10 protein-coding genes and 8 tRNA genes are annotated in these 13,358 nt (G+C 64.6%); 2 read left to right on the top strand and 16 right to left on the bottom strand.

Annotated elements, in window-relative coordinates; translation table 11 throughout:
• Positions 1 to 128: 128 nt before the first annotated feature.
• The 15 genes from QZ853_RS01195 to QZ853_RS01125 all read right to left on the bottom strand — a co-directional run bounded on the left by QZ853_RS01195 (position 129) and on the right by QZ853_RS01125 (position 10,736).
• A complete protein-coding gene (locus QZ853_RS01195; protein WP_295570058.1) occupies positions 129 to 2,084 on the bottom strand; it encodes a peptidyl-prolyl cis-trans isomerase in 1,956 nt (651 codons plus the stop codon).
• A gap of 147 nt (positions 2,085 to 2,231) precedes the next feature.
• Positions 2,232 to 2,308 (bottom strand) — tRNA-Asp (locus QZ853_RS01190).
• 26 nt (positions 2,309 to 2,334) lie between these two features.
• Positions 2,335 to 2,409 (bottom strand) — tRNA-Val (locus tag QZ853_RS01185).
• A gap of 11 nt (positions 2,410 to 2,420) precedes the next feature.
• A complete protein-coding gene (locus tag QZ853_RS01180) occupies positions 2,421 to 2,693 on the bottom strand; it encodes an HU family DNA-binding protein (protein WP_004146343.1) in 273 nt (90 codons plus the stop codon).
• Between the two features lie 217 nt (positions 2,694 to 2,910).
• Complete coding sequence (gene lon, locus QZ853_RS01175; RefSeq protein ID WP_295570056.1) at positions 2,911 to 5,358, bottom strand: endopeptidase La; 2,448 nt, start codon at positions 5,356 to 5,358, stop codon at positions 2,911 to 2,913.
• A gap of 142 nt (positions 5,359 to 5,500) precedes the next feature.
• The gene (clpX, locus tag QZ853_RS01170) at positions 5,501 to 6,790 is read right to left on the bottom strand and encodes an ATP-dependent Clp protease ATP-binding subunit ClpX (RefSeq protein ID WP_004154600.1); all 1,290 of its coding nucleotides are present in this window, start codon (positions 6,788 to 6,790) and stop codon (positions 5,501 to 5,503) included.
• Between the two features lie 126 nt (positions 6,791 to 6,916).
• Positions 6,917 to 7,543 carry an ATP-dependent Clp endopeptidase proteolytic subunit ClpP gene (gene clpP / locus QZ853_RS01165; protein ID WP_004146318.1) on the bottom strand — a complete coding sequence of 209 codons (627 nt, stop codon included), beginning with the start codon at positions 7,541 to 7,543 and terminating at the stop codon, positions 6,917 to 6,919.
• 76 nt (positions 7,544 to 7,619) lie between these two features.
• On the bottom strand, positions 7,620 to 8,915 hold the full coding sequence (gene tig, locus QZ853_RS01160; RefSeq protein WP_100471436.1) for a trigger factor: 1,296 nt from the start codon (positions 8,913 to 8,915) through the stop codon (positions 7,620 to 7,622).
• A 187-nt stretch (positions 8,916 to 9,102) separates the two neighbouring features.
• Positions 9,103 to 9,187, bottom strand: a tRNA-Leu gene (locus QZ853_RS01155).
• A 110-nt stretch (positions 9,188 to 9,297) separates the two neighbouring features.
• The gene (locus tag QZ853_RS01150; RefSeq protein ID WP_295570053.1) at positions 9,298 to 9,603 is read right to left on the bottom strand and encodes a hypothetical protein; all 306 of its coding nucleotides are present in this window, start codon (positions 9,601 to 9,603) and stop codon (positions 9,298 to 9,300) included.
• 263 nt (positions 9,604 to 9,866) lie between these two features.
• A tRNA-Lys gene (locus QZ853_RS01145) sits at positions 9,867 to 9,942 on the bottom strand.
• A 196-nt stretch (positions 9,943 to 10,138) separates the two neighbouring features.
• A tRNA-Lys gene (locus QZ853_RS01140) sits at positions 10,139 to 10,214 on the bottom strand.
• A gap of 79 nt (positions 10,215 to 10,293) precedes the next feature.
• Positions 10,294 to 10,370: transfer RNA gene (locus QZ853_RS01135), tRNA-His, on the bottom strand.
• Between the two features lie 173 nt (positions 10,371 to 10,543).
• Positions 10,544 to 10,620: transfer RNA gene (locus QZ853_RS01130), tRNA-Arg, on the bottom strand.
• A gap of 39 nt (positions 10,621 to 10,659) precedes the next feature.
• A tRNA-Pro gene (locus tag QZ853_RS01125) sits at positions 10,660 to 10,736 on the bottom strand.
• 180 nt (positions 10,737 to 10,916) lie between these two features.
• Here QZ853_RS01125 and QZ853_RS01120 point away from each other — a divergent pair.
• Complete coding sequence (locus tag QZ853_RS01120; RefSeq protein WP_295570052.1) at positions 10,917 to 11,675, top strand: Bax inhibitor-1/YccA family protein; 759 nt, start codon at positions 10,917 to 10,919, stop codon at positions 11,673 to 11,675.
• Between the two features lie 137 nt (positions 11,676 to 11,812).
• Complete coding sequence (locus QZ853_RS01115) at positions 11,813 to 12,406, top strand: flavin reductase family protein (RefSeq protein ID WP_295570050.1); 594 nt, start codon at positions 11,813 to 11,815, stop codon at positions 12,404 to 12,406.
• Between the two features lie 30 nt (positions 12,407 to 12,436).
• Here the strand turns inward: QZ853_RS01115 and QZ853_RS01110 are convergent, their stop codons facing one another.
• A complete protein-coding gene (locus tag QZ853_RS01110) occupies positions 12,437 to 13,339 on the bottom strand; it encodes a LysR family transcriptional regulator (protein ID WP_295570048.1) in 903 nt (300 codons plus the stop codon).
• Positions 13,340 to 13,358 lie beyond the last annotated feature (19 nt).

Below are 13,358 nucleotides of genomic sequence, written 5' to 3'. Positions count from 1 at the left end.
TGCCTGAAGAGCCGAGCCTACGCTCGGCTTTTTTCTTGCCCGGGGAACACCGCCGTGCAGTCGAGCAAGCGCAGCCACAAAAAAGGCCCGGCAATGCCGGGCCTTTTCGTTCCTGCTCGCCGCAGGAGTTACAGGTTCGCCTCGGTGGTCTGCACCACGAACTTCTTGCGCATCGCCTCGATGTAGGCCTTGGCTGCAGCCATGCCATCGATCTGGCTCAGCTGATCCTTCAGCTGCTTCTGCTGCTCGGCAGTCACTTCCTTGATGTCGCCCGGGTTGACCTTGTTCACCGCGAACAGCAGCGCATGGCCGTTGACGTCGACCTTGCCGTAGCTCGGCTTGCCCTCGGCCGGCACCGGCGCGCTGAAGATCGCACGGTTGATTTCCGGGGTCGGCACTGGCTGGCTGCGCGGCAGGCCCGGCATCGGGCTCAGCTGCAGCTTCTCGCTGGCCGCCAGCGACTGCAGGGTGGCGCCTGCCTTGAGCTTGGCCAGCACGGCGTCGGCGGCCTTGTCGCTGGCCTGGCGCTGGCGGTCGGCACGGATCGCGGCGATCACCTGCTCACGCGCCTTGTCCAGCGGCAGCGCCTGTTCCGGGGTGTGCGCGGCCACGCGGATCACCACGCTGTGGTTGGTCGCGCCGCCCAGGGCGATCGGATCGCTGGCGGTACCGTCCTGCACCAGCACTTCGGAGAAGGCAGCACGCAGCACAGCCGGATCGGTGGCGATGCCACTGGCGGTCGCACGGGTGATCGGGCCCAGGGTCTGCAGCGGCAGGTTCACTTCCTTGGCGGCAGCAGCCAGATCGCTCGGGCTCTTGTTGATGGCATCGACCAAGCGGCCGGCGAGCTCGTTGAAGCCACGCTCACCGTCGGCCTTCAGCTGTTCGGCGGCCAGCGTGTCACGCACTTCCTCGAACGACTTGCCCTGACCGCCGCGCACCGCAGCGACCTTGATGATGTGGTAACCGAAGTCGGTCTTGACCGGGCCGATCACCTCGCCTGCCTTGGCGGCGAACAGGGCGTCCTCGAACGGCTTGACCATCGCGCCACGCTCGACCCAGCCCAGGTCACCGCCCTGGTCCTTCGAGCCCGGATCTTCCGAGTTGGCCTTGGCAAGCGCGGCAAAATCAGCGCCCGCCGCCTTGGCCTCGGCGGCAATCTTGTTGGCCTTGGCTTCGGCACCGTCGCCGGTGATCAGGATGTGCGCAGCCTGGCGCTGCTCCGGCGAGGTGAACTTCGCCTTCTCGTCTTCATAGCGCTTGCGCAGGGTGGCTTCGTCCGCCGCGGTCGGTGCCGGCAGGGTGGCACCGTTGATCTCGACGTATTCCAGCGACACGCTTTCGGCCTGGCGGAAATCCTTGCCGTGGCTGTCATACCACTGCTTGATCTGCGCGTCGGTGACCGGCGCGGTATCGGCCGGCACTTCCGGCAGCGCGGCCAGTTCGACGTCGCGGGTTTCGCCCAGCAGCTTCAGCAGGCGCTCGGTCTCGGCCTGGGTGACGAAGCCGGAGTTCTGCAGGCCCGACGGGATCACTGACTGCTGCAGGCTCTCGCGCACCAGTTCCTGGAACTGGGTCGGGGTGCGCGGCGGATTGCCACCGGCCAGCGCCAGCCGGTAGTTGTTCTCGTTGAACTTGCCGTTCGAATCGAGGAAGGCCGGGATGGTGGTGATGTATTCGCGCACGGCGCCATCGCCGATCACCACGCCCGCCTGCTCACCGACCAGGCGCACGACCTGCTCGTCGATCAGCTGATCGAGCACGGCCAGCTTGTTCTCGGTGCTTTCGAACGCGCGCGGGTCGAAGTTCTCGCCCTGCTGCTGGCGCTCGCGCATGCGCTCCTGCTCGAAGCGGGTGCGGAACTCCTGCGCACTGATCTCATGGTGCTGCCACAACATGCGCACCGGCCACCACGACGGTGCCGAACGCCACCAGGTCGGCGGCGCGGAAACCTTGGCCACGTTCTGTGCGCCAACGCCACCGAGGTAGCTGTTGTCGATCACGAACAGGAACGGAATCATCAGCAGCCCCAGGATCACGGTGACGATCCAGCCTGAGGTCTTGTCGCGGAGTTTCTGCAGCATGGTGAGGAATCACAAGGCCTGATTGGCGAGCCCGGCAGTGTAACCCGCTTCGCCGCAGGGACCAAAAGCAGCAGCGGCGCGGCCTGCGCACCGCTTCGCGGCGGCACAAAGAAAAAGCCCCCGGCTTGCGCCGAGGGCTTTAAGAGTTGGCGGAGCGGACGGGACTCGAACCCGCGACCTCCGGCGTGACAGGCCAGCATTCTAACCAGCTGAACTACCGCTCCACACTCAAACTTTTACCGCGGTGCTGTGGTGGGTGCTGAGGGTTTCGAACCCCCGACCCTCTCCGTGTAAAGGAGACGCTCTACCGCTGAGCTAAGCACCCCAGCGAGCCGCTTAGTTTACAGCATCCTTCAGGGCCTTACCAGCCTTGAACGACGGATTCTTCGAAGCAGCGATCTTGATGGTGTCGCCGGTCTTCGGGTTGCGGCCGGTGCGGGCAGCACGGTCGCGGACCTGGAAGGTACCGAAGCCAACCAGAGTGACCGCATCGCCGTCCTTCAGCGCCTTGGTGACGGCAGCAACGACGGCATCGACAGCGCGGCTGGACTCGGCCTTGGTCAGGTCGGCAGCTTCAGCAACGGCATCGATCAATTCGGTCTTGTTCATTCTCTACAACTCCTTTGGCGGTGGGTTCCGCATATTCGACAGGGAAGCAACCGCATGCCTTCTGCATGCGGCCGCCATGTGGAAACGGTTCGCCGATTCAGTCATCGCTGACAGCGATCACTCATTCGCGAGTGCTGCTTTTATACCAGTGGCCCTACCCCCACGCAAGCTGGAAAGCCAGCAACGACGCGGGTTTCGGGCCATTGGACAGCGCGCGTCAATGCTTGACGCGCGCGCTTCCACTCGGTTTGGCCTTGCCGCGCACCGTGACACGCTGCGCACTCTTGCGCGCCTTCGTGGGTGCCAACGGACGTTCCAGCGCCAGGTCCAGGACCTCTTCAATGTACTTCACCGGCACGATCTTCAGATCGCGGGTGACATTGGCCGGAATATCGGCCAGGTCCTTGCGGTTCTCTTCCGGGATGATGACCGTGCGGATGCCGCCACGCAGTGCAGCCAGCAGCTTTTCCTTCAGGCCACCGATAGCGGTGACGCGGCCACGCAGGGTGATCTCGCCGGTCATCGCCACGTCGGCACGCACCGGCACCCGGGTCAGCATCGACACCAGCGAGGTGACCATCGCCGCGCCAGCGCTCGGGCCGTCCTTCGGCGTGGCACCGTCCGGCACATGCAGGTGTACGTCGTGCTTCTGCAGGAACTCGCTGTCGATGCCGAAGCCGACCGCGCGCGAACGCACCACCGACAGCGCCGCCGACGCCGATTCCTTCATCACGTTGCCGAGCTGGCCAGTCAGGATCAGCTGCCCCTTGCCCGGCACCAGCGTCGATTCGATCTGCAGCAGATCGCCACCGACTTCGGTCCAGGCCAGGCCGGTGACCAGGCCGATCTCGTTCTCTTCCTCGGCACGGCCGAAGTCGAAGCGACGCACGCCCAGGTACTTGTCCAGGTTCTTGCCGGACACGCTCACCAGTGCCTTCTTCTTCGCGCCCTTCTTCGCCTTCACCGGCTGCGGGCCGGCCAGTGCGATCTCCTTCACCACCTTGCGGCAGATCTTAGCGATCTCGCGTTCCAGGTTGCGTACACCCGATTCGCGCGTGTAGTAGCGCACGATGTCCTGGATGGCATCACTGCCGATCTCCAGCTCTTCCGGCTGCAGTCCGTTGGCCTTGATCTGCTTGGGCACCAGGTAGCGGGTGGCGATGTTGAGCTTCTCATCCTCGGTGTAGCCGGGGATACGGATCACTTCCATGCGGTCCAGCAGCGGGCCTGGAATGTTGAGCGAGTTCGAGGTGGCCACGAACATCACTTCGGACAGGTCCAGGTCCACTTCCAGGTAATGGTCGTTGAACGCGTTGTTCTGTTCCGGGTCGAGCACTTCCAGCAGCGCCGAGGACGGATCGCCACGGAAGTCCATCGACATCTTGTCGATCTCGTCGAGCACGAACAGCGGGTTCTTGCTGCCGACCTTGTTGAGGTTCTGCACAATGCGGCCCGGCATGGAACCGACATAGGTGCGGCGGTGGCCACGGATTTCGGCCTCGTCGCGCACGCCGCCCAGCGACATGCGCACGAACTTGCGGTTGGTGGCCTTGGCGATGGACTGGCCCAGCGAGGTCTTGCCCACGCCCGGCGGCCCGACCAGGCACAGGATCGGCCCCTTCATCTGCTTCACGCGCGACTGCACGGCCAGGTATTCAAGGATGCGTTCCTTGACCTTCTCCAGACCGTAGTGATCGGCGTCCAGGGTGTCCTGCGCGACCTTCAGGTCCTTGCGCACCTTGCTGCGCTTCTTCCACGGCACGCCCAGCAGCCATTCCAGGTAGTTGCGCACCACCGCCGCTTCGGCCGACATCGGCGACATCTGCTTGAGCTTGTTCAGTTCGTTGCGTGCCTTGGCTTCCACGGCCTTCGGCATGCCGGCTTCGGCGATCTTGCGCGCCAGCTCTTCCAGCTCGCCCGGCGCGTCGTCGAGGTCACCCAGTTCCTTCTGGATGGCCTTCATCTGTTCGTTGAGGTAGTACTCGCGCTGGCTCTTTTCCATCTGCGACTTCACGCGGCCGCGGATGCGCTTCTCCATCTGCTGCACGTCGATCTCGCCATCGACCAGGCCGACCAGCATCTCCAGGCGGTCGCTCACGGCCAGCGTTTCCAGCAAGCGCTGCTTGTCGGCCAGGCGCACGCTGATATGCGCGGCGATGGTGTCGGCCAGGCGCGCCGGCTCATCGATGCCAGACAGCGTCTGCAGCAGTTCCGGCGGCAGCTTGCGGTTGGTCTTGACGTACTGCTCGAACAGCGACATCAGCGAGCGGGCGATCGCCTCGACCTCGCGTGCTTCGCGATCGTCGATGGCATCGATCTCCACGGCCTGGCCGTGCAGGGAGCCGTTGCGCTCGTCGACGTGGGTGACCTGCACGCGCGACAGGCCTTCGACCAGCACCTTGATGGTGCCGTCAGGCAGCTTCAGCAGCTGCAGCACCTGCGCCAGCGTACCGACCTGGTAGAGGTCGGCCGCATGCGGGTCGTCGGTCTCGGCCGACTTCTGCGCCAGCAGCAGGATGCGCTTGTCCGCTTCCATTGCCTGTTCGAGCGCGTGCATGGACTTGTCACGGCCGACGAACAGCGGGATGACCATGTGCGGGAACACCACTACGTCGCGCAGCGGCAGGACCGGCAGGTCGAGGGTTTCACTTGGGGAACGGGCCATGGGGGCTCCAGGGAAGGGGAAAACCGCCTCCGGGAGGGCATCTTCCGGAGACAAAAAAAGCCGATGGCCCCGTTATGGGGCCATCGGCTTTCAGATGCAAGGCGTTCGTTGAAAATCCTTTCCAATCAACAACCTGGAAGAATCACTCAGCGCCTGCGGCCTTCTGTTCAGGGGCCGCCGGGGTCTGGTAGATCAGGTACGGCTCGGACTTGTGCTCGATCACCGACTCGTCCACCACCACCTTGCTGACGTTTTCCTGCGACGGCAGGTCGTACATGGTGTCCAGCAGGACCGATTCGACGATGGTGCGCAGGCCACGGGCACCGGTCTTGCGCTTGAGCGCCTTGCGGGCAATGGCCGACAACGCGTCCGGACGGAACTCCAGCTCGACGTTCTCCATCTCGAACAGCTTCTTGAACTGCTTGGTGATGGCGTTCTTCGGCTCGGTCAGGATCTTGATCAGGGCCGGCTCGTCCAGCTCCTCCAGGGTCGCCACCACCGGCAGGCGGCCGACGAACTCGGGGATCAGGCCGAACTTGATCAGGTCCTCCGGCTCGACTTCGGCCAGCACCTTGCCCACTTCCTGCTTGCGCTCGCTGCTCTTGACCTTGGCGCCGAAGCCGATGCTGCCGACGTCGGTGGAACGGGCCTGGATCACCTTGTCCAGCCCGGCAAACGCGCCGCCACAGATGAACAGGATGTTCTTGGTGTCCACCTGCAGGAATTCCTGCTGCGGATGCTTGCGGCCGCCCTGCGGCGGAACGCTGGCCACGGTGCCTTCGATCAGCTTCAGCAGTGCCTGCTGCACGCCTTCGCCGGACACATCGCGAGTGATCGACGGGTTCTCGCTCTTGCGCGAGATCTTGTCGATTTCATCGATGTAGACGATGCCCTGCTGTGCCTTCTCGACGTCGTAGTCGCACTTCTGCAGCAGCTTCTGGATGATGTTCTCCACGTCCTCGCCCACGTAACCGGCTTCGGTCAGCGTGGTGGCGTCGGCCATGGTGAACGGCACGTTGAGCAGGCGGGCCAGGGTCTCGGCCAGCAGGGTCTTGCCCGAGCCGGTCGGGCCGACCAGCAGGATGTTCGACTTCGCCAGTTCGACGTCGTCGTTCTTCTGCCGGCTCTCGATGCGCTTGTAGTGGTTGTAGACGGCCACGGCCAACGTCCGCTTGGCGCGGTTCTGGCCGATCACGTACTGGTCGAGCACCTCGAGGATCTCGCGCGGCTTCGGCAGCGAACTGCGCGCCGACTGCGCCTTTTCCTCAAGTTCCTCGCGGATGATGTCGTTGCACAGCTCCACGCATTCATCACAGATGAACACGCTCGGACCCGCAATCAGCTTGCGCACTTCATGCTGGCTCTTGCCGCAGAAAGAGCAGTAGAGGATCTTGCCGGTGTCCGTGGAACGACCTTGGCGGTCTTCGCTCATGCTTCGCTTACCCAGTTACCCCACCCGCTGAACGGGGGTTCGATTCGAGAATAGCACAGGGCCGAGGGGACACCAGTCCCGCCCGACCCTGCAGGAACGAGGCCTCCATGGCCCCGTGAAGGCCGGTCAGCCGGCCTGGATCGACTCATCCGGACGACGCTCCAGGACCTGGTCGACCAGACCGTAGGCCTGCGCCTCGAAGGCGCTCTTGAAGTTGTCGCGCTCGGTGTCACGGGCGATCGTCTCCAGCGACTGGCCGGTGTGCTTGGCCAGCACCTCGTTCAGGCGCGAACGCAGGGTCAGGATCTCACGCGCGTGGATGTCGATGTCGGTGGCCTGGCCCTGGTAGCCGCCCAGCGGCTGGTGGATCATCACGCGCGAGTTCGGCAGCGCATAGCGCTTGCCCGCTTCGCCCGCAGCCAGCAGCAGGGCGCCCATCGAGGCGGCCTGGCCGATGCAGGTGGTGCTCACATTCGGCTTGATGTACTGCATGGTGTCGTAGATCGCCATGCCGGCGGTGACCACGCCACCCGGCGAGTTGATGTAGATGTTGATGTCCTTTTCCGGGTTTTCCGATTCCAGGAACAGCAACTGCGCCACCACCACGTTGGCCATGTGATCGTCGATCGGGCCCACGAGGAAGATCAGGCGCTCCTTCAACAGGCGCGAATAGATGTCGTAGGCACGCTCGCCGCGGCTGGTCTGCTCGACCACCATCGGAACCAGGTTCAGGGCTTTGGTTCGGTTGTCCATTACGTGAGGTACCTATCTTGGGGGGAAACAACCCCGCGCCGGGACAGACGCGGGGCATCCGGTGATCCGCCCGGGCTTACTGGCGGATCGCGTCCTGGAACGACAGCTTCTCTTCGGTGTGCTGGGCACGCTCGGCGATCCAGTCGATCACCTGCTCTTCCATCACACGGTTCTGCAGGCCAGACATCAGCTGGGGGTCGTTGCGGTACATCTCAATGACCTGCTCCGGCTCTTCGTAGGTCGAAGCGATCAAGCGCATCGTTTCGTTCAGGCGCTTGGCTTCCAGGCGCAGGTCGTTGATGCGGGCCACTTCGCCGACCAGCAGGCCGACCAGCACGCGCTTGGCGGCAGCGTCCTTGAAGCCTTCATGGGCATCGGCCGGGATTTCGCCGACGTTCTGGCCATTGCGGCGGATCTGCTCGACCTGCTGGGCCAGCATGGCGCGGGCTTCGTTCTCCACCAGGCGCGGCGGCATTTCCACCGAGGAGTACGCGGCGATCAGCTGCTCGCCGACTTCGCGGCGCAGGCGGTTCATCAGCGCGCCCTTCAGCTCACGCTCCAGGTTGGCGCGGATGTCGCTGCGGAACTGCTCGACGTCGCCGCCCTTCACGCCGAAGCTCTTGATGAAGGCTTCGTCGACCGCCGGCACGACCGGCTCGGACACTTCGGCGACCTTGACGGTGACCTGCACGGTCTTGCCGGCCAGCACCGGCACGCGCCAGTCCGCCGGGAACTCGACGTCCAGGGTCTTCTCTTCGCCCTTGGCCAGGCCGACCAGGCCCTTTTCGATGGTGTCGAACATCATGCCCTGGCCGAGCACGATCGAACCCTTCTCGGTGCCTTCGGCCGGCAGGCGCTCTTCGCCGGCCTGCGACCAGGTTTCCACCGCGACCAGGTCGCCGTCCTGCGCGCCACGGCTGACCGGGGCCCAGGTACGACGCTGGTTCTGCAGGTTTTCGATCATCTGGTCGATGTCGGCGTCGGTGATCTCGGCACTGTGGCGCACCACGGTCAGCTTGCTGACGTCGATGTCGCCGAAGTCCGGCACCACTTCCACGGTGGCCACGAACGAGAACTCACCCTCGTCGCCCTTGTCGATGCGCGGGCTGCCGACGATGCGCAGGTCGTGCTCACGCACGGCCGCGTCGAAGGTTTCGCGCAGCAGGCCGTCCAGCGCCTCGCCACGGACCTGCGCACCAAAGCGCTGCTCGATCACCTTGGCCGGCACCTTGCCCGGACGGAAACCCTTGATGCGGGTGGTACGGGCGATTTCGCCCAGGCGGCCGACGATGTGGCTCTGCAGACGGTCTTCCGGCAGCGAGAAGCTCAGGCGGCGTTCCAGGTTGCCGGTGGATTCGATCGAAGCTTGCATGTTGACTCCTGCCACCGGTGGCCCAGGCCCCCGGCTCGATGATTGGAATGAAACGGTTGTAAGGACACGACGTCTGGGACGCGCCTGCTTGCCGCAGCCCTTTAGTTTCGCCCAATTCGGCCTGCACTGCCAGCGCGTGCCGGTCAAGGGTGCAGCGGGCCCGTCAGGGCGGGGGACAGGCCGGCACTGGTGCGAAAGGGGGGACTCGAACCCCCACGCCTTGCGGCACTGGAACCTAAATCCAGGGCGTCTACCAATTCCGCCACTTTCGCGTGGCCGGCACAGGCCTTCATTGTCGCAGGCAGCGCCCGGAAGCGAAAGGCCTGCACAAAGCTGAATCTACTGTCCCGGGCGACCGGCAGCCGCCCGGGACAGCCCGGAATCAGTGCTGCTGGGGTGCGACGGGCCCTGCGTCTGCCCCCTGCCCGCCTGTTCCGTCCACTCTGCGGATCTCGATGCCACCGCCGTCGGTCCGGCCCAGGTGCGCCGCTCCGGGCTGGGCCACGCCACCAGCCGGCGCCGCCGGCTGCATCTGCATCGCCTCACCGACCGGACGTGCGGGACTGTGCTGCACATCGGCGTCGCGCTGCACGGTCTGCGCGCGGTCACCGGGCGGGCTGCAGGCAGCAAGCGCCACCAGCGCGAGCGGAACCAGCAACCATGAAACGCGTCGGTTGATATCGGCCATCAGATTCTCCTTCGTGCATGCGCCATCGGCGCGGAAGAACCATTGGGTGCAATGCAGGACACGAGGCGGTGAGAAGCAGCGCACAGCATTGAAAACACTGATGACGCGTATGACCCTGGTTTCATCACCGCTTCAGCAGATCCACGCCGTGCGCGGATGCGGTCTCTCTCTTCTCCACGCATGGCGAGGATCTACCGGCTCTGCACCCTCAGCCTGGCCACAGGCAAGAAAAAAGCCACTTGGCTGACCAAGTGGCTTTCGTCTGGTGGGCTGTCAAGGATTCGAACCTTGGACCTATTGATTAAGAGTCAACTGCTCTACCAACTGAGCTAACAGCCCGAAATCGGGGCGCGAATTATGACCCGATCCGCTCGGTGGGCGCAAGCACTTTTTTCAACATCGTTGAAACCAGCACTGCGATCCCGCTACCGCCGCAGGCCCCTGAAAACAAGACTCTGCTGCGCGTGATCGATCAAAACGAACAAGTCACACTTATAAGAAAAAAGCCACCTGGCGTACCAGGTGGCTTCCGTCTTGGTGGGCCGTCAAGGATTCGAACCTTGGACCTATTGATTAAGAGTCAACTGCTCTACCAACTGAGCTAACGGCCCGTGAAACTCAGACGCACAGTGTAGCGTGCTTTCTGTTTATTGCAATACCGTTTCGGCTGCGCCGATGCGGTTGAATCAGTGGGGTGGCTGAGGGGATTCGAACCCCCGACCACCGGAATCACAATCCGGTACTCTAACCAACTGAGCTACAGCCACCACTGAAACTTTCGCCCCCCGCCGATACCGCCAGCACGGGAGCTTGAACACGTTGCCTGGGGACTGTCACCGAAGTTCCGGTCCGCCGAAGCGAGTCCGATATTCTGGTGGAGTCCTTGCGCTTTTGCAAGCACTTCTTCACACCCGCCGATACGACCCCGATGCTTCGCCAATGGCGCGCCCGACAGGAATCGAACCTGTAACCGCCGGCTTAGAAGGCCGGTGCTCTATCCAGTTGAGCTACGGGCGCCCGAACCGGAACGGCGTCCAATCCGACGTGATGTGGGATTGGTCGGGGTAGAGGGATTCGAACCCCCGACATCCTGCTCCCAAAGCAGGCGCGCTACCAGACTGCGCTATACCCCGGTCCTGCAATCCCCTCGGGCCAGGCCCGGGGAGTTGGTCATTGTCGCCAAGCGCATCGCGAACTGTCAACGCAGCCGACGCGGGCTACCTGCCTGCCACGGCGCCATGCGCGGTCATCGGCTATGCTCGCTGTCATCGGCCGGATGGCCGTCCAGCCCCTCATTCGCACGGAGAAAACGCATGCGCAGCGGCAACCCGGCTCTTTCCGAGTCGACCTTCCTCGACCTCGCCAGCGGCTCGGTGGTGTCCAGCCCCGACCAGGTGATGACCCTCAACGGCACCGCCAACAAGACCGGCATCCTGCTGCTGTTGACGGTGCTGACCGCAGCGTTCGCCTGGAACCAGTCGGTCGACGAGTACGGCCAGATCGCCGGCGGTGCCGGCCTGTACGCCATGGGTGGCGCGATCGGCGGCCTTGTGCTGGCCCTGATCACCATCTTCAAGAAGGAATGGTCGCCGGTCACCGCGCCGATGTACGCGCTGGTCGAAGGCCTGTTCCTGGGCGCGGTCTCGGCGCTGTTCAACATGAAGTACCCGGGCATCGTGTTCCAGGCGGTGCTGCTGACCTTCGGCACGCTTGCCGCGCTGCTGATCGCGTACCGCAGCGGCGTGATCAAGGCCACCGAGAACTTCAAGATGGGCGTGGTCGCCGCCACCGGCGGCATCGCCCTGCTCTACCTGGCCTCGTTCGTGCTCGGCTTCTTCAACGTCAACGTGCCGGTGATCCATGACGCCAGCTGGCTGGGCATCGCTTTCAGCCTGTTCGTGGTGGTGGTGGCCGCGCTGAACCTGGTGCTCGACTTCGACTTCATCGAAACCGGCGTGGCCCAGCGCGCACCGAAGTACATGGAGTGGTATGGCGCCTTCGGCCTGATGGTGACCCTGGTCTGGCTGTATGTGGAGTTCCTGCGCCTGCTGTCGAAGATCCAGCAGCGCTGAGCCCTTCAGGGCCGTGAACGACAAGCCGCGATCCGCAAGGGTCGCGGCTTTTTCGTAGAGTCGGGCTTGCCCGACTGCTTCAGGCAGACTGATGCCGATCCAGTCGAGCAAGCCCGACCCTATGGAACAAGATCCCCATGCCGCTCACCTTCCACAGCTATCGCCCGGCCGACGGCCACCGCCTGCCGCATGACCCGTTCAACGCGATCATCGGGCCGCGCCCGATCGGCTGGATTTCCAGCTGCGACGCGGCGGGTGTGCTGAACCTGGCGCCCTACAGTTTCTTCAACGCCTTCAACTACACGCCGCCGATCATTGGCTTCTCCAGCCAGGGCCGCAAGGATTCGCTGCACAACATCGAGGCCACGGGCGAGTTCGTCTGGAACCTGGCCACGTTCGAGCTGGCCGAAGCGATGAACGAGAGTTGTCGCGCGGTGCCGCCAGACGTCGACGAGTTCGCATTGGCCGGGCTGGCCCCACTGGCCTCCACCCAGGTGCGCCCGCCGCGCGTGGCACAGAGTCCGGTCAGCATGGAATGCCGCTGCACCCAGATCGTGCGGCTGCGCGATGCCGCCGGCCAGGACACCAACGGCTGGCTGGTGCTGGGCGAGGTGGTGGCGGTGCATATCGATGCGCGGCTGCTGGTCAATGGCATCTACGACACCGCTGCGGCCAACCCGATCCTGCGCGGTGGCGGCCCGGCCGATTATTTCCGGGTCAGCGCCGGATAGCGCTTCCCCATGTTCCGTCCCGGCTGAAGTTCACGCGCTTCGCCACGCAGCGTAGTGCGTGGCCAGGTACTCCACCAGCGCTCGCACCTTGGGCGCCAGCGCACGCGCGTGCGGATACAGGGCGAAGTAGCAGCGCTGTCCGCCATGCCAGGTTGGCAGTACGTGGATAAGGCGACCGGCGCGTAGATCCTCCTGCACGGTCAACGCAGTAAACAGACTGATGCCCATGCCCGCCAGCACGGCCGCATGCAGTGCCGGCGTGGCATCTACGCGCATGCGCTGCCCGGCCTCGATACTGGCCGTGGCCCCTCGCGGCCCTTGCAGGTGCCAGGGCGCACTGGCCGCGGTGGGGCTGAAGCCCAGCAGCGTGTGCTGCTGCAGATCCGGCGCCTGCCGCGGCAGGCCGTGCTGGGCCAGATAGGCGGGGGCAGCCACCAGGATGCGTGGACAGCGGGCCAGTTCGCGTGCCACCAGCTGGCTGTCCGGCAGCGACGGCGCGATGCGCAGCGCAAGATCGAACCCACCGCCCACCACGTCTACCAGCTGGTCATCGGCTGACAGGTCCAGCGACACCTGCGGGTAACGCGCCAGGAAACCCGGCAACCAGTGCGGCAACTCCTGACTGGCCACCACCTGCGGCACGCTGATGCGCAGGCGTCCGCTGGGCTGCGCCTGGCCGGCGCGGGCGCGGTCGTCGGCCGCCTCAAGGCGGTCAAGCAGGCTCACAGCCTCACGGTAGTAGTCGCGCCCGGCCTCGGTGAGCGACATGCGGCGGCTGTTGCGATCAAGCAGGCGGACCTGCAGGTGCTCTTCCAGCTGTCGCAGCTGCCGTGACATGGCCGAATGGGTGGTCCCCAACCGCTCGGCGGCGGCGGTGAAACTGCCCGTTTCGACAATCGCGCGCAGCGCCCGCAACGTGGCAAGGTGATCCATCGGGCACGGCTCCTGCGGC

It is taken from the genome of uncultured Stenotrophomonas sp. (assembly GCF_913778665.1).
Classification (GTDB): Bacteria; Pseudomonadota; Gammaproteobacteria; order Xanthomonadales; family Xanthomonadaceae; genus Stenotrophomonas.
The sequence above is the reverse complement of the archived record's forward strand: the minus strand, read 5'-3'. Positions and strand labels throughout refer to the sequence as shown.